Consider the following 21,806-nt stretch of genomic DNA (forward strand, 5'->3'; position numbering starts at 1 on the left):
AAAAAAAGTATTCAATTTGAATACTTTTTTTTGCTTTTTATAAATTATAGACGACTATAATTATGAATTCTTTAAAAATTCTTGCTTTAGAACTGTAAATAACAAAATGTATATATTATTAGTTAGTTTCGTAACTATGAAAACAATTAACAATGGCAATTAAAATAACAGGTACAGGGAGTTATATTCCTAATACTATTGAAAAAAACGAGGATTTTTATAATCATCAGTTTTTAAATGCTGATGGTTCTTCTATCAATAGCCCAAATGAAATTATTGTAGAAAAATTTAAGGCTATTACAGGTATACAAGAACGCCGTTATATTGAGGATGATCTCTTAAATTCTGATATTGCTTTTTTTGCTGCTCAAAAGGCTATAGATGATGCAAAAATAGATAAAGAAAGTATCGATTATATCATTGTAGCACATAATTACGGTGATGTTAAACATAATGCAGAACAAAGTGATACCGTACCTAGTATGGCATCTAGAGTGAAGCATTTATTACAAATTAAAAACCCTAAATGTGTTGGGTACGATTTACTTTTTGGTTGTCCTGGTTGGATAGAAGGCGTTATACAAGCTAAAGCGTTTATCGCTGCTGGTATTGCCAAACGTTGTTTAGTAATTGGCTCAGAAACCTTGTCTAGAGTTATAGATCAACATGACAGAGACTCTATGATTTATAGCGATGGTGCAGGCGCTGTCATCGTAGAAGAAACAGATGAAGAAGGAGGTATTTTGGCGCACGAATCTGCTACTTACGCTTTAGACGAAGCCCATTTTATTTACTTCGGAGAAACCAATAACCCTGAAGTTACAGCCAAGCGACGTTACATTAAAATGTATGGTCGTAAGATTTATGAATTTGCATTGTCTAACGTTCCTAAAGCGTTAAAAACATGTCTTGACAATAGTGGAGTTTCAATTACTGATGTCAAAAAAATATTGATTCATCAGGCGAATGAAAAAATGGATGAAGCTATCGTTAAGCGTTTTTACAAATTACACCAAATGGAAATGCCTGAAGGTATTATGCCGATGACGATTAACAGATTAGGAAATTCTAGTGTGGCAACTGTACCGACTTTATTCGATATGATTCTAAAAGGCCAAGTAAAAAATCAAGAGATTAACAAAGGGGATATTATTATGTTTGCAAGTGTTGGAGCTGGTATGAACATAAATGCTATTGTATATAAATATTGATCTAAAAGATTGCTTTAAAACCCATTTATGTACGAAAAAACATATCCAAATAAACGCTTTAAACTTACCCTTCAGTTTTTACAAAAACACATTAACACATCAGAATCTATTTTAGATTTAGGAGTTAAAAATCCCTTTTCTGAAATAATGATTTCTGAAGGGTTTTCTGTTGAAAATACAACTGGAGAAGATTTGGATGAAAATCAATCGGCAATTGAAACGTCTTCTGCAGAAGTTGTAACGGCTTTTGAAATTTTCGAACATTTATTATCACCTTATGAAATTTTAAAATCTATTAAAGCCAATAAACTAGTAATAAGTGTGCCTTTAAAATTATGGTTTGCTCCTGCATATCGGAGTAAAACTGATATGCGCGATAGACATTATCATGAGTTTGAAGATTGGCAACTCGATTGGCTATTAGAAAAAACAGGTTGGACCATTAAAGACAGACAACAATGGACTAATCCTGTGAATAAATTAGGCATTAGACCTATTTTAAGACGGTTTACGCCGCGTTACTACATTGTATATGCAGAAAGAGCTTAACTTTGAAAAAACAGATTTCAATTTTGAACTTTTATATTATCATTCCGGCGCATAACGAAGAAGATTACATTGGTAAAACTTTAGACTCTTTAGTTAAGCAAACTTTGTTGCCGAAAAAAGTTGTTGTTGTGAATGATCATTCTTCAGATAACACTCAAAGTATTGTAGAAGATTATTCTTCAAAACACTCTTGGATCTCTTTATTAAATTCAAAATCGTCGGACAAACATTTACCTGGTTCTAAAATTATTAGTGCTTTTAATAAGGGCTTAGCCTCACTTGACGATGATTACGACATTATCTGTAAGTTTGATGCGGATTTAATTTTTCCTAAAAATTATTTAGAACAGTTAACCAAGCATTTCAATTCGAACAAAAATTTAGGAATGGCTTCGGGGTTCTGCTATATTGAAAAACATAACGAATGGATTCTCGAAAACCTAACGAATAAAGATCATATTAGAGGTGCTTTAAAAACGTATAAGAAAGATTGCTTTAAACAAATAGGACAACTTAAACCATCCATGGGTTGGGACACGGTTGATGAGTTGTTAGCAAAACACAATGGCTGGGAAATTCTTACTGACGAAACACTCCATGTAAAGCATCTCAAACCCACAGGACAATCCTATAATAAAGCCTCTAAGTACTTACAAGGTGAAGCCATGTACAAAATGCGTTATGGCTTTTGGATCACCTTAATTTCTGCATTAAAATTGGCTTCAAAAAAAGGAAGCTTCAAACTTTTTAAAGATTATATGTCCGGTTATTTTAGAGCTAAATCTAATAAATTAGAATTTTTAGTTTCTAATGAAGAAGGTCAATTCATTAGAGACTTACGCTGGAATGGAATAAAGGGGAAATTTCTAAAATAAAGATCCCAATTTTACCAATAAGTTATTGCTTTTTGAATTAGAGATTCCTGCCTTCGCAGGAATTGGTTAAAAACTCCAGCTTTTATAACTGCTTGATGCTTCTAATTTATTTTCAATCGCATCATCTAATTGTGGGAAGAAATCAATTCCTGTTAAGGCTTCAACTTTATCAACTGAAACCACAAATTTATACAATGGTAAATCTGAATCTTCATGATTCATTAAAAACGCAAGTACTTTTATTTTTCCATTTGTATTGTCTAAAATGACTTTATAAAATTGATTTGGTACTGCTACATCTTCATCACCAATCACTTTTAGTCCATTTTCAAGAATACCTCCAGTGACTACAAAAACACCATCATTCTTTTTTGCCCAATAACGTACTTTTTGTTCTAAGCGATTCCACACTCCAGCATTAAATTTATGTTCTTGTGGACTAATATTACTCGTTAAAAAAGTTTCATCATGTGCCTCTTGGGTAAATCGTCTATCTCCAGCAGGACATAAATGCCCTTTGTCGTAACCCGATTGTTTATAATTACTCCAATGTGCTGCACCTGTTTTTACGGCATTATCAATTTCAAAATAAGGTCTTTTATGGTTTGTTGAACTTATATGCGATGCTTTCAACTCATAAGCCACCCACTCTGCTTGTTCGTGAGGCTCACTATATGATAAGGAATAGTTTTTATGATGTATAATTTGATTGGTGGTACTTGTTGGTAAATAATACGCGTTAGTGCTTTCTTTTAAAGTCGCACCTTCACTTACAATCTCGGTTTTCGCGTTAGACTCTAAAAAATAATCATAGCTGTATATGCCAATCACTATAATTACTGCAATGATTGTAAAAATGGGTTTTCTTTTCAAAATATCGTATTAATCTATCACAAATCCTAAAGGCTGCCCTGTTGCTCCATTAGGAAAACTAATCCCTAATAAAGCTGAAATTGTAGGTGCAATATCCGGAATTACGGTTTTATTAAACGTTTCACCATGCTTAATGCCTTTTCCGAAAAATAACAATGGCACATGTGTGTCATAATTTAAACCACTACCGTGCGTAGATCCTGTTTTACCATAAGAAATAAAAGAGGTATCATTTACCAATATTACATCACCTGAACGTTTTTGATTAAAGCCGTTTTGCAACAAATCTTCTATTCCACCGTAAAAACCTGTTGAGCCCATTGTTGTTGCCGTATAAACTTTAGAAACATTAAGGTAACTTAATTGCTCCATAGCAATAGCATCTTGTACATCGCTAAGTTTTAATCCTAACTCCTTAACCTTATTTCTATCTAAAAATATTTGGTCGTTACTGATATTCTCTACAATAGAATCAGTTCCATAAGTCGCTTCTAAAAAGGCATTAAATATTGCCTTTCTATCCTTATTATTTACATAACCTGCAGGCACTTTTAATGAACTTAAATAAGAAGGCACGTCTATTGCGCCATGATCTGCTGTTAAAAAAACAGTGTATTCTCCTTTTCCAACTGTGGTATCTAAATACTCAAATAAACGCGCCAAATCTTTATCTAAACGCAAATAGGTGTCTTGAACTTCCTTTGAGTTCACTCCGAAGTTATGCCCCACGTAATCGGTCGCTGAAAAGCTTACCGCTAAAACATCCGTAATTTGGTCTTGACCTAAACCTTCCGCTTCAATTGCAGCCATTGCAAAATCTGCTGTTAAGCTATTACCATAAGGTGTGGCTTTTAAAATATCGTAACCTCTATTGTCTTTACTTAATGTTTTTAAATCATAAGGAAATGTTGCTTTTTCTTTACCTTTAAAACCACCTTCAAACGTATTCTCATCAACTCCACTTTCTGTATATGTTGAAATATCATATAATGTATTCCATTCTTTCAAATAAGATTCTGCATGTGTTGAAGCATTAAAGTTCAATACCCATTCTGGTAACTCAGTCATGTAATGAGAACTTGAAATCCAACGCCCTTCATCCCTTCCATGAAACCAATACGCTGCATTTGCCGTATGACCTGCAGGCAAAATTGCTCCTCTATCTTTTAAAGAAATCCCAATTGTTTTACCTTGGCCTTGTGTAAATAACCTATTCTCATCTGCAAAAGTTGTAGTTTGCATTCTGTGTGGTGACATTTTGCCTGCCTTATCTTCGGTTCCTACAGATTGTGCATCGTCATCACCTGCGCAATACACCATTCCCTTTGTTTCTTTATCGTACCAATTGTTACCAATTATACCATGAATTTTCGGTGTGGTCCCTGTATAAACAGAAGCATGACCAGGACCAGTATACGTTGGCACATAGTTGAAATGGTTGTTTTTACAGTTAAACCCTTCATTTATCATACGATTAAAACCACCATCTCCAAATTTAGATTCAAAACGTGTTAAGTAATCATAACGCATTTGATCTACAACAATACCAACGACTAACTTTGGCCTATCGTTAGATTCTAAAACTGAAGTTTCTATTTTTGTATCAGTAGTTGTATTTTGCGCACCACAAGAGGAAAACATAAATAAAACAACAATTAAAGAGACGATATTTTTCATTTGAATATGACATTATTGTGAGTTTCAAAAATACAATTTTTAAATTATCTTAGTTTAAATTAACATTAATAACTAATCCTTTTTTATACTTTAGCATTAATAAAATATAACATGACTTACCTACATAACATAGGCACCTATTTTATAATGATTAAAGATATTTTTCGCAGACCCACTAAGTGGTCAGTGATGAAACCTTTAATTCTAAAAGATATTGATGATCTTATAATTGGTTCTTTAGGCATTGTTGCCTTTATTTCATTTTTTGTTGGAGGCGTTGTGGCTATCCAAACTTCGTTGAATATGACGAGTCCATTAATGCCAAAATCTCTAGTAGGTTTTGCTACACGACAATCCATCATTCTCGAATTTGCACCAACTTTTATCTCCATTATTATGGCTGGTAAAGTGGGTTCTTTTATTACCTCGAGTATAGGAACAATGCGTGTTACAGAGCAAATTGATGCTTTAGAAGTTATGGGAATAAATGCCATTAACTATCTCGTCTTTCCAAAATTTATAGCTTTAACACTTTATCCATTTGTAATTTCTATTGCGATGTTTTTAGGAATTTTAGGTGGACTTATGGCCTGTGTATATGGAGGTTACGGCACTATGGAAGACTATGTAGAAGGTGTTCAGATGGATTTTATTCCATTCCATTTCTTTTATGCCTTTATTAAAACTTTTGTGTTTGCTTTTTTACTAGCAACTATACCATCGTATTATGGGTATTTTATGAAAGGTGGAGCTTTAGAAGTTGGTAAGGCTAGTACAACCTCTTTTGTTTGGACTAGTGTTATGATTATACTTGTCAACTTTTTACTAACCAGTTTATTACTCGGCTAATTATGATAGAAGTTAAAGACTTAAAAAAATCGTTTGGTGATACCCAAATTTTAAAAGGAATAACAACTTCTTTTGAAAAAGGAAAGACCAACTTAGTTATTGGCCAAAGTGGTTCTGGTAAAACCGTATTTTTAAAATGCTTGCTTGGATTATTTGAATATGAAAGTGGATCCATTTCTTATGAAGGAAAAAACTTCAGTAAATTATCAAGAGATGAAAAAACCAATTTACGTTCAGAAATGGGCATGGTTTTTCAAGGGAGTGCGCTTTTTGATTCCATGACTATTGCTGAAAATGTAATGTTTCCTTTGCGTATGTTTACAAAACAGAGCAAAAGTGAAATGGAAGATAGAGTCAATGAGGTTTTAAAACGCGTGAATCTAGATGACGCTCACAAAAAAATGCCAAGTGAAGCTTCTGGTGGTATGCAAAAACGTGTTGCCATTGCCCGAGCGATAGTTAACCGACCAAAATATCTGTTTTGTGATGAACCTAACTCTGGTTTAGATCCTAAAACAGCCATAGTTATTGATAACTTAATTCAGGAAATCACAGATGAGTTTAATATCACAACCGTGGTTAACACACATGATATGAACTCCGTTATGGAAATAGGAGAAAAAATCGTTTTTCTAAAAAATGGTTTATTAGAATGGGAAGGCTCTAGTGAAACGATATTTAGAACCGACAACGAAGCTGTAACCAACTTCGTTTATTCGTCTGAACTATTTAGAAAAGTACGTAAAATGTACCTTGAAGAAAGCGAATAACTTTTAGTTACGCTTAATAAATACGGTATCTACTTTTAATTCATTTTTTAACCACTTTTGCAAATCGCGTTCCTTTGTGTAAACCAAGCTATCTGAAAGTTGAACCTTCCATCTTACATTAACTACTGTAATAGTATCTATATTAATAAAGTCTTTTGACTCCAACATCTTAGCGTAACCAAAATACTCTAAATCACTAAACTTAATTTTAGCATCGCGAGAGAGCGAACTAAACGATACTCCGTTTTGAGTAGTGCTTTTAGACTCTATAACCTTATTCAATTTAGAGATATTAGCTTGTAATTCTTCAATTTGATTTTGCAGCCCATCAATGACATTATCTTTTCGATCTGATTCTGCATAGGCTCTATCTAATGATTCCATTAAACGGTCTGCACTTCTGGTTTTATTGGCATTTATGATTAATTCAAAATCTTTAATGCTTTCGTATTTATGTATATCGTTTTGTAAAGCTGAAACCATTTCATCACTTACATCACCATTAAAATGCAAGCGGATTATTTTATTATCAGAATCTAAATCATCATCCTTTCGCTGTAGCCAAAGGTTGTCATTGTTTTCAATATCGCTTTTAACAAAATTATCAAAATCTCTTTTGTATTTACTTTCTTGTAATACAGTTAAAAACGTCCAAATTGCAGGAAGCATAACGACCACAGCAACTAGCATTGCAAATCGAGAAGTTCGTTTTCGCTTTGCGGAATTGGCATACTTTAACATTGGAAAACGCAACAACTTTAATACTAAAAATGTTGCTAAGGCGATAAAAATGGTATTTATCGTAAATAAATACATGGCTCCTCCAAAATACTCCCAGTTCCCTATCGCTAAGCCATAACCAGCCGTACATAAAGGTGGCATTAAGGCTGTTGCAATAGCAACACCAAAAATAACTGAGGCAATAGTTCCTTTTTTAGTTCGCGCAATTATTAACGCTAAACCTCCAAAAAAGGCAATAAGTACATCTCGTATATCAGGACGTGTTCTACCTAAGAGTTCTGATGTATCTGCACTTAATGGAAACAACCAAAAGAATAAAAATGCGGTTAATAAACTTAGCACAATCATAATGGCTAAATTGATAAGCGATTTTCTTAAAGTATCAATATCGTTGATAGCGATTGAAAGACCAACTCCCAATATCGGCCCCATTAATGGCGAAATTAACATGGCACCAATCACCACAGCTGTAGAGTTTGCATTAAGACCAATAGATGCCACAAAAATTGAACAGACCAAAATCCAAGCCGTTGCTCCTTTAAATGGAATATCTGCTTTTATTGCTGTAATCGTAGCATCTCTATCCGTATCATCTCTAAAATCGAGCAGTTCGCTTAAAAATGTTTTTATACTAGCAAATAAACCTTGAGCGTCTTTTTTTACAGCAGCTTTTTTTTCTTCAACTGCAGCTTCCTTGTTCATCTCATTGGTTACCTGAGAATTCTCATCCTCAGAAAAATTGAATTTATTTTCGTCACTCATAGTTTACCCGTATTCTTCTCCAAAATTGACTTTCACATTCTGAAGTACTTTTTTAATATCTTGTTCTTTTGCCTTAGGAAAGATAAGTAAAACTTCGTCTTTATCTACAATTATGTAATCTTTTAGTCCATCGACAACAACAATTTTATTCGCCTTAGAACGAATCATATTCCCACTAGCATCTTCTAATAACGTTTTGGCATTAACCACAGCATTATCATTGTCATCTTTATCTAATTTATCATATAAACTACCCCAAGTTCCCAGATCATTCCAATCGAAAGTTGCAGGAATCACATAGACATTGCTACTCTTTTCCATTAATGCGTAATCGACAGAAATATTTTCTGCTTTTTGATAATTTTCTTTAATAAAGTCATCTTCGTGCTCAGTGTTATATACTCCATAACCACTTTCAAACAATTGAAACAACTCTGGTTGATTGTTTTTAAAAGCCGAAATAACCGATTTCGCACTCCACATAAAAATCCCAGCATTCCATAAGAAGTTTCCTTGACTTATAAAAGACTTTGCCGTTTTATAATCTGGCTTTTCTCTAAATTGGCTCACTTGTTTAATTTCAGTTGTTGCCGATTTATCATATTCAATATAACCATAACCGGTATTAGGAAATGTAGGAGTAATCCCTAAAGTCATTAGTGCATCGTTAGATTCGCAATACTCAAAAGCTGTTTTTACGTTATTAGAAAACGCTTGCTCATCTTCAATCCAATGATCACTTGGAGCCACAATCATTACAGCATCCTCATTTTCTTTCTGAATTTTTAAGGCTGCATATAATATACAAGGAGCCGTATTACGCATGGCTGGCTCTAAAACCACTTGTCGTTTTGTAACGTTTGGTAATTGTTCAAAAACGAGATCGTTATAGCGTTCGTTAGTTAATATGAAAATGTTTTCTTCTGGAATTAACTGTGCTAAGCGGTGAAATGTTTTTTGTATTAAGGTATCACCTGTACCAAGCATATCGTGAAACTGCTTAGGAAAATCTTGTGTACTTACAGGCCAAAATCTTGATCCAACTCCACCTGCCATTAAAATGGCGTAATAATTTTTATTCTTCATTCTTCTAATAATTCAACTTCTGCATTAGGGTTAAACAAATATAACTTACCTGTTTTAACTTCTAGACATTCAAACCGTTTTCTTCGTTGTTTTCCTTGTTTAAAAACTCTTCCATTATACAACTTAAACTCCTTTCCTAATGGCACTTCAAACACATAGGTCTTATCGCTATTTTCGTCATATTGTTTTAGGGCATAGGCGAGCTGCGTATCTGTATCGCTAGACGCTTTTGGGTTTTTAAAGTGCTTAGCCAATAACGGCAATATCTCTAAAGGAAAAATTTCCGGCCTTAAAAACGGTAACATTAAATGCTGAAAAGTTTGCTTCCACTCTTTTCCATGCGGCTTAATAAATCTTCCGTGTTTTTTATAAGCTTCAAAATGGGCTACCTCATGAATTAATGTAATTAAAAAGCGATATACATTCAAATTAGAATTTATCGTAATCTGATGTTTCCCATTTGGCAATTCTCTATAATCCCCATGCCGCGTTTTACGCTCATTTTTCACTTTAACAACTAAATGGTCAATTGCTAAAAGCTCTGTAATCATTGGTTGTGCCGGAGCGGGAATAAAATCTAAAAGATGTGTTTGCATTAGTGCAAAAATAAGCGTTAAATTATTACTTTTTAAGTCTTTTTCTAATCAAAATGAACCCTACTGTAATGATAATAATGAAAAAGTTAATTGAACTTCACGAAGCATTTAATATATATTCTTAATAGCACTTATCTTGATATTAGTCTAAAAAACCATTAACTTAGCTAGACGCTATTTAATACTCACTAATATTCACAGAATTTAAAATCATGGCATTTATTGACTATTATAAAATACTTGGGGTAGATAAAAGTGCAACCAAGAGTGACATCAAAAAAGCCTACCGAAAATTGGCGAGAAAACATCATCCCGATTTAAACCCTAATGACAAAGAGGCTGAATTACAATTTAAGAAAGTTAATGAAGCTAACGAAGTATTAAGCAACGACGAAAATCGAAAAAAATACGATAAATACGGTGAAAATTGGCAACATGGAGAAGCTTACGACCAGGCCCAAAAACAACAAGAACAGCAACACCAGTCCCAACAACATTACCAACGTTCATCTGGCTCACAGGATTTCGGAGATGGAGAGTACTCTGATTTTTTCGAATCCATGTTTGGAGGAGGATTTGGAAACCGGCCTGGTAACACTAAATTTAGAGGACAAGATTTTAATGCCCAATTGCAATTAGACCTTAAAGACGTTTATACTTCAGAGAAACGTGTGTTGACCGTTAACGGAAAAAATATACGTTTAACTATACCTGCCGGAATTGCTAATGGTCAAATTATAAAAATTAAAGGTAAAGGTGGTGAAGGCAGAAATGGTGGTCCTAATGGTGATTTACTTATTGAATTTATTATTACTAACAACACTGATTTTAAACGCGATGGTTCAAACCTTTATAAAACCGTAAATCTTGATGTATATAAATCCGTTTTGGGAGGAGATGTTATCATCGAAACATTTGATAGTAAGGTAAAGTTGACTATAAAACCGCTAACCCAAAATGGGACTCAAGTAAAATTGAAGGGTAAAGGCTTTCCCATTTATAAAAAAGAAGGACAATTTGGTGACTTGGTCATTACGTATAATATCGAATTACCAAAAAAACTATCTGACAAGGAAAAAGAACTTTTTGAAGAATTGGCAAAATTACAATAGTTATGCAAAACACACATTTAATACCCATACCAAGTCTATGTACGCATTACCAAATTGAAATGTCCTTTTTTACGGGATTGAATGCGTATGGCCTGATTGAATTTATTTCGGTAGAAAAGACCTATTGCATCCATCAAGATAAGATTGCAGATGTAGAAAAAATGATTCGATTACACCAAGACCTTCAACTTAACTATGAAGGTATTGATGCTGTATTTAATCTTTTAGAAAAAATTGATTATTTAAAATCTGAATTAATTACGGCTCAGAATAAACTTAAACGATTTGAAGACGGTTAAATTTTATTAAGGTGTAGAATTAGAAACCTGCAACACCTTTCCGTTATAATATTTATTTCCGGTTAAAGCAAAATCTTGAATATATCTTGCCATTTCTATAGCTGTCGTTGGTGCTTTGTACCCTGGAAATGCTTCTTCCAACATTTCGGTTTGTACGGCGCCCAATGCCAACACGTTAAATTGTGGGCCTGTTTCTTTATATTCTTCCGCTAATAATTCCGTCATGGTAATAACAGCCGCTTTACTAGAACTATAGGCTGATAAGCCTGGAAATTTCATACTCCCTTGAATCCCCCCCATAGAACTAATCGTAACTACATGTCCGCCACTTTTCATAAAAGGAAGAACTGTTCTCGTTAATTCTGAAACACCAAATACGTTAGTTTGGTATACTTTTTCAAAGTCCTTAAATGTTGTTTCTGCAAAAGGTTTATTCAATATCGCACCAGCATTATTGATTAGAATATCCACGTGTTTCCATTCACTTTTAACGAAATCTACGACTTTTTGGTAATCATCTTCATTACATAAATCAAATGCAAATGATGAAATATTATCAAAATGAAGATTAGAGATTGGTTTTGCATTTCGAGATAAGGCTAAAACATTATGACCTTGCTCCGCTAATAAATGAACCAATTCAAAACCTATTCCTCTGCTTGTTCCTGTAATTATTATATTTTTACTCATCGTTTAAAACCACTTCTTTTGTTGGTGCATTCATCATGCCTTCTAAAGCAGGAATCATTTTATTCATAAAATTCGCCATGTGTACATAATCCATTTTATCAGCTTCGTCATACACATGATGATAATAGTCAAAATTTGTAAAGTCGAACGTTGAAATGGCATGCGCAGGCATATTTAATTCTTTAAAGAACGGAAAGTTATCTGATCTCATAAATAAACTCATCTTTTTTGCTCCTTCAAAAAATCCAACAACTTCCTCCCCTGCATATCCATTTAAAGTTTCAGCAAAATTAGAGCGCTCGTAACCACTCATATAAGCCAATGCTTCTGTTGAAGCTCTCGGCACCCCAATCATTTCAAAATTAATCATTGTGTAAGCATTTATGCCTTCATTTTTTAAACGTGCTGCTAAATGCGCAGATCCTTTTAATCCCTTTTCTTCAGCATCATATAAGGTAATTAAAATACTACGCTTATTGGATTTGGTTTTAGCAAAATAAGCACCAAACTCCATAGCCGCAATAGTACCAGAAGCATCGTCATTAGCACCATTAGCAATTGAATCTCCTTCTACAACTTTCCCTATTCCTATATGATCGTAATGGCCACCTAGAATAACATATTCATTTTTAAGTTTAGGATCATTGCCTTCCACTACACCCACAATATTATAACCATCTAGATCTTTTACTTTAAATGAATCACGATAGGTTTTAAAATAAGGTTTAATACCATTAGATTTTAGATACTCTTCAATAAACACAGCGGCTTTTTCAAGGCCTTCACTTCCTGTTTCCCTTCCTCCTAATTCGTCCGAAGTTAAATATTCCATACTGGCTTTAATCGCTTCTTGTGAGATAATAGGTTTAACATTTTCACCATCTTTTCCAGGTGTGCCATCTGGTGCCTTTACATTAAAAGCACATGAGCAAAGTAAAGCGATTGAAATTACTGAAAGTATTTTTTTCATCATTAGATTTTTATTTGTGTTTAAAGATAAAAAAATCCTGATTCGAAATTTATCAAATCAGGATTATATTATATAGATACTCTAAATTGAATTCAGAGTGCTGTAATAAAATTATACAACCATTGTTAATGGGTTTTCAATATAGCCTTTCAAAGTTTGAAGGAATTGCGCACCTGTAGCTCCATCAACCGTTCTATGGTCACAAGCTAAACAAAGTTGCATGGTATTACCAACTACAATTTGTCCGTTTTTAACTACTGGTTTTTCAACAATATTTCCAACAGATAAGATTGCTGAATTAGGCTGATTGATAATTGATGTAAAACTATCGATACCAAACATTCCTAAGTTAGAAATTGTAAACGTACTACCTTCCATTTCGTCTAGTCCTAACTTTTTATTTCTAGCTTTACCTGCTAATTCTTTAACAGCCCCACCAATTTGAGTTAAACTTTGCTCATTCGCAAATTTAACAACTGGTACTAATAAACCGTCTGGCACTGCAACTGCGACACCAATGTGAACATGGTTATTTAATTGCATTCTATCATCAAACCACTGTGAATTTACTTGAGGATGCTGCTTTAATGCTAAAGCACATGCCTTTACAATCATATCGTTGTAAGAAATCTTAGTATCTGGGATAGAATTATATTGCTTTCTAAATGCAATGGCGTTTTCCATATCATACTCCACATTTAAATAATAATGTGGTGCCGTAAATTTAGATTTTGCTAAATTTTTAGCAATCGCTTTACGCATGTTTGAATTTGGTATTTCATCGAAATCTTCTTGACCAGTGGCAACAAATTTACCAACAGAAGCTCCTTGTGCAGCAGGTGTAAAGTTTTCAATATCTTTCTTTACAATTCTACCGTTTTCACCAGAACCTTTAACTTGGTTTAAATCAACACCTTTTTCCTCAGCCATTTTTTTGGCTAATGGAGATACAAAAATACGTCCTGAAGTTGACGTCGAAGTTGAAGCTTTTGGAGCTTCTTTCTTTTCTTCAACCTTTTTAGTTTCAGCTTTTGGTGCTTCTTTTTTAACTTCAGCCTTAGGTGCTTCTTTCTTAGGTTCTGCACCTTCAGATTTAAAGTTTTTAGCAATCCCAGAAACATCAGTTCCTTTAGGGCCTATTATAGCTAATAATGAATCTACTTTAGCAGACTCACCTTCTTCTAAACCAATATGTAATAAATTCCCAGATTGGAACGATTCAAATTCCATTGTGGCCTTATCTGTTTCAATTTCAGCAAGAATGTCACCTTCTTCTACCTCATCGCCAACTTTCTTTAACCAAGTCGCTACAGTTCCTTCTTCCATGGTATCACTTAAACGCGGCATGGTAACAACAATAACTCCTTCTGGTAATTCTTGTTCTTCACTAGAATCAGAACTTTCAGTTTCAGTTTCTTTTTCCTCCGATTCAGAACTTTCCTTTTCTTCAGAATCGTTTGATGTTGCATCTCCGTTTAAATAACCAGAAATATCTTCACCTTCTTCACCGATAATAGCTAAAAGGGTATCAACTTTAGCAGTTTCACCTTCTTGAATACCAATATGCAATAACGTTCCTTCGTTAAAAGACTCGAACTCCATAGTTGCTTTATCAGTTTCGATTTCAGCTAAAATATCGCCTTCCTCAACTTTGTCACCTACCTTTTTTAACCAAGAGGCAACAGTTCCTTCTTCCATGGTGTCGCTCAAACGCGGCATATTTATTACTTCAGCCATAGTTTACTTAATTTTGTGGTCTATAAATGGGTAATCTTCTTGTTCATATACAGCATCGTACATCACATTCTTTTCAGGATATGGAGATTCATCTGCGAATTCCTCACACTCTGCAACGCGCTTCTTAACATCTTTGTCAATCGCTTTTAAATCCGCTTCTGACGCATATTCATTTTCAAGAATGATATCTTTTACTTGTGTAATTGGGTCAATTTTTTTGTACTCAGCAACCTCATCTTTAGTTCTGTAGTGTTGTGCATCAGACATTGAATGTCCTCTATAACGGTATGTTTTCACTTCTAAAAATGAAGGTCCACCACCTTTTCTTGCACGTTGAATAGCTTCATCAAAAGCTTCTGCAACTTTAATAGGATTCATCCCATCTACTGGTCCAGAAGGCATATCGTACCCAAGACCTAGTTTCCAGATATCGGTATGATTTGCTGTACGTGCTACTGAAGTTCCCATGGCATAACCGTTGTTTTCACAAACGAATACAACTGGTAAATTCCAAAGCATAGCTAAGTTAAACGTTTCGTGTAACGAACCTTGTCTTGCAGCACCATCACCAAAACAACAAATAGTTACAGCGTCTTTATCGTGATATTTATCACCAAATGCAATACCAGCTCCTAAAGGAATCTGACCACCAACAATACCGTGACCTCCGTAAAAACGAAATTCTTTAGAGAAAATATGCATAGATCCACCAAGACCCATCGATGTACCTGTTGCTTTCCCAAACAACTCTGCCATAACACGTTTTGGATCTACACCCATACCTATTGGCTGAACGTGATTACGGTATGCTGTAATCATTTTGTCTTTAGTTAAATCCATAGCATGTAAAGCTCCTGCTAATACAGCCTCTTGACCATTATACAGGTGAAGGAATCCTCTAACTTTTTGCTGAATGTAAACTGCGGCTAGTTTGTCTTCAAACTTTCTCCAGAACAACATGTCCTCGTACCACTTTAGGTAAACTTCTTTAGTTATTTTTTGCATTTCTTGATGAGTTCTTTTTAAATAAAATAGAATAACAAAAATAACACATTAGTCAATAATGAAGAAACAGTATATCATAAAAAAAATAAGTTATTACTGAATTTATTGCAATGAAAACCTTATAAAACTGAACTTTCAAAAAGAAGCGGCAATAAATTAGCTAAAGAATGTGATTTTACAACCTTACCTTCTGCTCCCATAAAATAAATTTCGATGGGTTGATCTTGTTTTATTTCGTATTCTGCGATGGATTGTCTGCATGCTCCACATGGAGGAATAGGCTTATCCGTAATTTGATTTTGTGAGGAAGCTGTTATTGCCATCTTCAGAATTTTAGCTTTAGGATATTTTGCTCCTGCATAAAATATTGCTGTACGTTCTGCGCACAGTCCCGAAGGGAAACATGCGTTTTCTTGGTTACTACCAATAACAACAATACTATTATCTAACAAAATAGCAGCACCTACATTAAATTTTGAATATGGTGCATAGGCATTCTCTCTAGCTTCTATGGCCGTAGTCATTAAATTCTGAATGGCTTTAGGAAGCTCATTTATATCATCATAGACTTGTAATGTGGTTTCTATTTTGACTTCCTTCATAGTTTGCAATTTATTTTAGACAAAAAAACTATTGCTTTAATAAACAATAGTTTTTAATATCTAAATTTAGTTATAAATTTTAATATTCAGTGTATTCACCATCACCAAAATTAAAGGTCAGTGAAAAACGTAATGTATTTTCTAATGGACTCTGAATTTTAGATGCTGAAAATAAATATGATAAATCAACATTTATGGTAGTGTATTTGAAACCTGCTCCAAGTGCAAAAAACTTACGTGCACCTTTATCATCAGACTCATTAAAATAACCAGTTCTCAATGAAAAATTATCTTGATACGTGTACTCTGCACTTAAGGCCCAAGTAAACTCCCTAAGCTCTTCACTAAAACCACCTGGTGCATCACCAAACGATTGAAACACTCCATTTAAAAAACTAACATCAGGATCTTGACCTTCAATAATTATATTATTTCTAATTGGGTTACCAAACTCTTCACCTTCATCATATTCTCCATTGCCATTCTCATCCTCATAATTGAATTCATCACCATAAATGGGAGGTGTTGGTACTAAATATTTAGAAATCTCACCAGTTATCGCTAGTTTATTATATTGATCAAATATAAAATCGAATCCTGCCCCTAATCTTAAGTTCGTTGGCTGAAACACATCATTACCACCGTCATCATACTTAAATTTTGGTCCTAAATTCTGAATTGCAAAACCTGCTCTCCAACGGCCATTATAATCGTTATAAGCTTCTTCTTCACTTTGATAATACCCTGTAATATCAGCACCAAAGGTACTACCTGGATTAGCTCCTGTATCAACTTCACGAAGTTTCAAAGCAGATCTCATATAACGCAATGCTACTGCCATTGAGAACTGATCGCTTAATCTAAGCGTATAAGCTCCATCTATAGCATACTCATTTGGTTTTACTGCAATACCTTCAGATGTTGCGTCTTGAGTTAATACAATTTCACCTAAAGAAAAATACTTTAGACCTACAGAAAATGCACTAACATCATTAATTCTATTAAAATAAGTTACGTAACTTAAAGATATATCATTTACCAATCGTGTTAAATAAGGAGTATAACTTAAACTAACTCCTTGTTTTGTTTCAGAAAACACATATTTAGCCGGATTGTATTGTTGTGAAAACCCATCGACTGATGTTGCAACTCCCATATCTCCTAATGACGCAGATCTAGCATCTGGTGCAATTAACATAAATGGTAAGCCTGTAGTGATGACTCTACTATCAAAATTATTTGGTAGAATTACTGTCTGACCATAGGTAGAACCAATTGTTACGAGTGCGATAAGGGTTATAAAATGTTTCTTCATGTTCAATTTTTGAAATATTAACACGTGTTAGATCGTATTAATTCGTTAGCAAATATAAATTATTATTATAGTATGACAAGTTTTTGAATTTTTTCAACTTGTTTATTTAAACGGTTAGATTTCACTTTTAGTTTATATACATAGACTCCTTTTCCGATTTTATCACCAAAATCGTCTCTTCCGTCCCATATAATATCTTTAGATAAAGAACTTACCGCTTTGCTTCCACCTGAGGTTTGTCCGTTTAAAGTTCTTACTAATTTACCCGAAACCGTAAATATTTGTACAGATATGTCTAAAGGCTCTACACTATTATGATTGAACCAAAACTCCGTATAACTCACAAATGGGTTTGGGTAGTTTAAAACATTATTAATGACTAATTCTTCATCTTTATCGAAAACAATAAATTGAATTTCGACGGTTGAAGAATTATTGTAAACATCCCAAGCTTTTAAAGTTAAGGTATGTAAACCGGGTTCTAAATCTCTAAACGGATAGGATACTGCACCATTAGTATAATCATCTACATTTGCTTGGTAATAATTATTTAAAACGATTGGGTTGGTTTCATCTCCGTCAATTATAGCCGTAATATCATGACCAATACCACTTGCTGTATTAATACCATTGTCATCTTGAAGCTTTGCCAATAACACTGGCGATTCATTTGTAATACCACCTGACACAAAGTTTTCATCATTCATATACAAATTAATGACTGGTCCGATATTATCCTCGGGAGCATTTTCATTAATACCACCAATTTGAATATCAAAATTTGCACCTGCTTGATCCGAAATGGGGTTAGCGGTTTGCGCATAAAAACTCACTTTACCATTACCAACCGGAATTCCGATATCTTTTGGCACAATAAAATCAAATTCAAACAGTCCATTTACAACACTTGCTTGACCTTTGAATATGACTTCGCCTAACGTATTAAAATCCATTATAATAAGATCCCCGCTAGTATCTGTAACTCCATCATTACCTAAGGTTTGACGCTCAATATTTTTATCAAAAACCGTTGCTGTTAGTGTTCCGTTATAATTAGATAATACATTGCCGTTTGTATCTACCACTTCACCAGCTAGTTTTGTATAGCTTAACGCTTTTAGAACATCGATAGGCTGTGTAATTTCTACATCATTTACTTTGGTTAATTTAATATCTGGTTGCGCAAAAGCTAATTTCATAGCAGGATCTCCAATAAAGAACACTAATCGTTTTTGACTAGAACCAGCGATATTATTATCAATTTTTGTTAAACGTAACGCTTCTGCCACTGAGACGTAATCTCTAGAACCAAACGCAAATAAATAGTCATCTAATACATTATTTAAAGATTCACCAACCGTCACAATAATTTGTCGTGTTGTAGTCACCAAAGCCACAGCACCTCCATTTGTATTCCAAAAGGTATATTCACCTGCGGTTTCTCTGTTTGGATCATCGAATTTGGTGTATTCGCAAGTTACGGTGATAAACAAATTATATTTACAAATGTTATTTATCTCTTGCGAATCTATTTTATCAAAAATTCGTTCTTTAGCAATACCATCTTCACCTCCATGACCAAAATAATTAACTACTAAAGCGCCAACTTCAATAGCATCTTTTATAGCATCATTTACTTTAGGATATCTATTTCCTGCCGCAGAAGATTCTTGTTCAAAGGCATCCGAATGAATTTTTACAACATTTAAAAATGGTTTTTCTTCATCTAGCGTCGTCCCTAAATCATCGGTCGTTTTTTGCAATCTTTGCTCCCAAGCCTCATCAACATCATCAGAAATAAGAAGGACATTATTTCTCCAGCTGCCATAAGCTTCTGGTTGGTAATAGGTATTAATTTTATCTACCATCTCTTTAGCACGTTGCACATCTTCTGCTAAAATTCTACCCACCGCAATATCCATTCGGTCAATGGAATTAATCATGCCGCCTTCATTGTCATCTAACATGGCATAAAAATCATCTGAAACGAATGAACTTGTTAAACTAAAACTACTTGTAGTATACCATGATGGCACCAAGTTTGTATTATTGTTTATTCTATTTTTATAATCATACGACCCGTCACCAAACAAACACAGATATTTTAAACGTTTACTTGGTGTACTCGCATTGTCATAAACATATTTAATAAAATTACGCAATGCCGCAATATCTTGGCTTCCGGTGCTAAACTCATTATATATCGTTTGTAAATCAACCACCTTTACCTTCAGACTGTATTGGTTTCTATTAATCTCAGCTAAGCGTTCTGCTTGAGTTAAAAATTGAGATGGCGCCAAAATGATATAATCGATATCTTCAAACTCACCCTGATTATTGGTAAAAATTGTGCCTTTTAAGTTTTGATTTGAAACTACGGTCCTAGAATCTACTTTAGGCGAAAACACATCTGAGTTAGAAAAAGCTAAATATGTTCTTTCTTCTCCAGACTGTGCTTTAAAAGACATCGCACTGGCATTATCTGAATTCACTGTAGTACTCACATTAAAACGATCTGTTATATCCCAGATTTCTCTAATATTGTTTGTGTTTGCAATATTATATTGTGCAATTCCTGGTGTAGTGATAACATCTTTATTTTTAAAAACGAACTGATCACCTTCATATCTCAAACTACGCGTAGCTTCAATATTAATATAATCTAGAAATGCATTTGCAGATGGGTTACCACTATTATTATAGTCAAAAGTTACTGTAATAACATCCGAAGCAATATTTTGGGATTGATTGTAGGCCGCAGCAGTTCCTAAAACTGAGCCTGGCGTTATAGCTGAAAGTCCTAAAGTTGTAACCTCATTACCATTGATTGCAACTTTCATGGTTGTAGGCACTTCGGAAACAGATCCGACAGCAATACGAAAGTCTACAGGAACAGTTGTTAGTAAATTTGGGAATTCAAATTCGTAAGAACGTTGGCTTTCAATATCAAAATCATCACCAAACCAACGTCTACCCAACTTTGCAAGGTTATACTCATCAACTTCATAAAACTGGTAATCTTGAAACGTATCAATTTCAATATTAGCGGCAGCATTAATCGTAGGCATACTTTGAATACGCTTACCATTACCAGAACTAACATTAACATAGTAATAGGTCTTATCTGTGTATAAGTTTAAATTTGTTTCACTTTCTTCGCTATAGGTTTTAGGACCTTCTCCATAAAAAAGTATATAATCGGCATTATCAAAACGACCGTCTTCCTCACCTACAAACTTCACGGCATTCTCTACAACATCAAAAGGATAATTTTCAGAATTTTCTAATGGCAGCATTCGTCCTCCATTACCATAAATCTTTATGGTTCTTGGGTCAACAGAATTTGTATTCACCCCTAAACCGCCCAAAAAACTCTTAGATAATTTAAAGACACCTGAGTCTTCTATATAAAATCGAAACCATTGGCCGGAACTTAAAACTGAATTTGTAATGGCATTTACCCCCATTGTACCCGTCGCAGAACGACTAGAAAGCACATTATAATTTACCGTAAAAGCTGTTATTTTCTTATAGATCCCTTTATCGTTAATAATAGGAGTTAGTTCAAAATAATCACTATACTTTCCTCTAGCATTAGTCGTATGCATCTTATACCTCGGAGACACGGGAATAAGCTTTGGATTTAAATCTTTTAATTCGTTAAACGACATTGTTTCATATACAATATTGGTAACAGCAACTGAATTTTGGTCAATTTGACTCCCGTTACTTTCCCATTGGTCAAAAAAGATTAAACCAGTATCGTCATTATAATTAAAATGATTCTCATCAAAAGCAGGGACTTCAATTTTACTATAACTAGTTTCTAAAACTTTATAGCCATCCCAATTTATATTAAATTGCTTTTGCTGCCCAAAACAAAGCACAGTAAATAAGAGAAGAGAGATTAAATAGCAGTTTTTCATTTATTCATTTTCGTTTTTCGTCTCAAATAGAATTATTAAGATAAGTCTGATATAACACATCCTATATTTCACAATAAAATAACGACTTATACGAGACGTTATTATGACTACAGCATTTTTATTTCAAAAATACAACAATAAATCATTTCTAGGCTCGTTAT

The 21,806-nt window shown here is 33.9% G+C and carries 19 protein-coding genes; 7 read left to right on the plus strand and 12 right to left on the minus strand.

Features of this window, described 5'->3' with window-relative positions; translation table 11 throughout:
• Positions 1–152 precede the first annotated feature (152 nt).
• From DFQ09_RS13360 to DFQ09_RS13370, 3 genes are read left to right on the plus strand one after another with little or no spacing between them, the layout of a single operon-like run.
• Positions 153–1,211 (plus strand): 3-oxoacyl-ACP synthase III family protein, encoded by a 1,059-nt coding sequence (locus DFQ09_RS13360; RefSeq protein ID WP_115811148.1) that lies wholly within the window; start codon positions 153–155, stop codon positions 1,209–1,211.
• Positions 1,212–1,238: 27 nt separating this feature from the next.
• On the plus strand, positions 1,239–1,760 hold the full coding sequence (locus DFQ09_RS13365) for a class I SAM-dependent methyltransferase (protein ID WP_115811150.1): 522 nt from the start codon (positions 1,239–1,241) through the stop codon (positions 1,758–1,760).
• Between the two features lie 23 nt (positions 1,761–1,783).
• On the plus strand, positions 1,784–2,635 hold the full coding sequence (locus DFQ09_RS13370) for a glycosyltransferase (protein WP_115811152.1): 852 nt from the start codon (positions 1,784–1,786) through the stop codon (positions 2,633–2,635).
• Positions 2,636–2,701: 66 nt separating this feature from the next.
• On the opposite strand, the gene DFQ09_RS13375 is transcribed toward DFQ09_RS13370, so the two are convergent.
• On the minus strand, positions 2,702–3,508 hold the full coding sequence (locus DFQ09_RS13375; protein WP_115811155.1) for a DNA/RNA non-specific endonuclease: 807 nt from the start codon (positions 3,506–3,508) through the stop codon (positions 2,702–2,704).
• Positions 3,509–3,517: 9 nt separating this feature from the next.
• Positions 3,518–5,185 carry an alkaline phosphatase PafA gene (pafA, locus tag DFQ09_RS13380; RefSeq protein ID WP_115811156.1) on the minus strand — a complete coding sequence of 556 codons (1,668 nt, stop codon included), beginning with the start codon at positions 5,183–5,185 and terminating at the stop codon, positions 3,518–3,520.
• A 111-nt stretch (positions 5,186–5,296) separates the two neighbouring features.
• Here pafA and DFQ09_RS13385 point away from each other — a divergent pair, with 111 nt between their 5' ends.
• Together DFQ09_RS13385 and DFQ09_RS13390 are read left to right on the plus strand one after the other, a co-directional pair.
• Positions 5,297–6,034, plus strand: a complete 738-nt coding sequence (locus DFQ09_RS13385; protein ID WP_040756813.1) for an MlaE family ABC transporter permease — start codon at positions 5,297–5,299, stop codon at positions 6,032–6,034.
• Positions 6,035–6,036: 2 nt separating this feature from the next.
• The gene (locus DFQ09_RS13390; RefSeq protein WP_115811158.1) at positions 6,037–6,804 is read left to right on the plus strand and encodes an ABC transporter ATP-binding protein; all 768 of its coding nucleotides are present in this window, start codon (positions 6,037–6,039) and stop codon (positions 6,802–6,804) included.
• 3 nt (positions 6,805–6,807) lie between these two features.
• Here DFQ09_RS13390 and DFQ09_RS13395 read toward each other — a convergent pair whose 3' ends face one another.
• From DFQ09_RS13395 to DFQ09_RS13405, 3 genes are read right to left on the minus strand one after another with little or no spacing between them, the layout of a single operon-like run.
• Positions 6,808–8,307 carry a DUF389 domain-containing protein gene (locus DFQ09_RS13395; RefSeq protein WP_115811160.1) on the minus strand — a complete coding sequence of 500 codons (1,500 nt, stop codon included), beginning with the start codon at positions 8,305–8,307 and terminating at the stop codon, positions 6,808–6,810.
• A gap of 3 nt (positions 8,308–8,310) precedes the next feature.
• Complete coding sequence (locus tag DFQ09_RS13400) at positions 8,311–9,393, minus strand: mannose-1-phosphate guanylyltransferase (protein WP_115811161.1); 1,083 nt, start codon at positions 9,391–9,393, stop codon at positions 8,311–8,313.
• A complete protein-coding gene (locus DFQ09_RS13405; RefSeq protein WP_115811163.1) occupies positions 9,390–9,989 on the minus strand; it encodes a SprT-like domain-containing protein in 600 nt (199 codons plus the stop codon). Before DFQ09_RS13405 ends, DFQ09_RS13400 begins: the two co-directional genes overlap by 4 nt.
• Before the next feature lie 212 nt (positions 9,990–10,201).
• On the opposite strand from DFQ09_RS13405, the gene DFQ09_RS13410 reads away from it, so the two are divergent.
• Entirely contained in the window at positions 10,202–11,101 is a 900-nt protein-coding gene (locus DFQ09_RS13410) for a DnaJ C-terminal domain-containing protein (protein ID WP_115811165.1), read from the plus strand.
• A 2-nt stretch (positions 11,102–11,103) separates the two neighbouring features.
• A complete protein-coding gene (locus DFQ09_RS13415; protein ID WP_115811167.1) occupies positions 11,104–11,400 on the plus strand; it encodes a chaperone modulator CbpM in 297 nt (98 codons plus the stop codon).
• Positions 11,401–11,406: 6 nt separating this feature from the next.
• Here DFQ09_RS13415 and DFQ09_RS13420 read toward each other — a convergent pair whose 3' ends face one another.
• The 7 genes from DFQ09_RS13420 to porU form a co-directional block, all read right to left on the minus strand.
• Positions 11,407–12,090 carry an SDR family NAD(P)-dependent oxidoreductase gene (locus tag DFQ09_RS13420; protein WP_115811169.1) on the minus strand — a complete coding sequence of 228 codons (684 nt, stop codon included), beginning with the start codon at positions 12,088–12,090 and terminating at the stop codon, positions 11,407–11,409.
• Positions 12,083–13,063, minus strand: a complete 981-nt coding sequence (locus DFQ09_RS13425; RefSeq protein ID WP_245940361.1) for a M28 family metallopeptidase — start codon at positions 13,061–13,063, stop codon at positions 12,083–12,085. The genes DFQ09_RS13420 and DFQ09_RS13425 overlap by 8 nt, the downstream gene beginning before the upstream one ends.
• Before the next feature lie 108 nt (positions 13,064–13,171).
• The gene (locus DFQ09_RS13430) at positions 13,172–14,797 is read right to left on the minus strand and encodes a pyruvate dehydrogenase complex dihydrolipoamide acetyltransferase (protein WP_115811174.1); all 1,626 of its coding nucleotides are present in this window, start codon (positions 14,795–14,797) and stop codon (positions 13,172–13,174) included.
• Positions 14,798–14,800: 3 nt separating this feature from the next.
• The gene (pdhA, locus tag DFQ09_RS13435; RefSeq protein ID WP_115811176.1) at positions 14,801–15,802 is read right to left on the minus strand and encodes a pyruvate dehydrogenase (acetyl-transferring) E1 component subunit alpha; all 1,002 of its coding nucleotides are present in this window, start codon (positions 15,800–15,802) and stop codon (positions 14,801–14,803) included.
• A 119-nt stretch (positions 15,803–15,921) separates the two neighbouring features.
• On the minus strand, positions 15,922–16,404 hold the full coding sequence (cdd, locus tag DFQ09_RS13440; protein ID WP_115811178.1) for a cytidine deaminase: 483 nt from the start codon (positions 16,402–16,404) through the stop codon (positions 15,922–15,924).
• Between the two features lie 79 nt (positions 16,405–16,483).
• Positions 16,484–17,719 (minus strand): type IX secretion system outer membrane channel protein PorV, encoded by a 1,236-nt coding sequence (gene porV, locus DFQ09_RS13445; protein ID WP_115811180.1) that lies wholly within the window; start codon positions 17,717–17,719, stop codon positions 16,484–16,486.
• 65 nt (positions 17,720–17,784) lie between these two features.
• Entirely contained in the window at positions 17,785–21,645 is a 3,861-nt protein-coding gene (porU, locus tag DFQ09_RS13450; protein WP_115811182.1) for a type IX secretion system sortase PorU, read from the minus strand.
• Between the last annotated feature and the right edge of the window lie 161 nt (positions 21,646–21,806).

It is taken from the genome of Winogradskyella pacifica, assembly GCF_003386275.1.
Classification (GTDB): Bacteria; Bacteroidota; Bacteroidia; order Flavobacteriales; family Flavobacteriaceae; genus Winogradskyella; species Winogradskyella pacifica.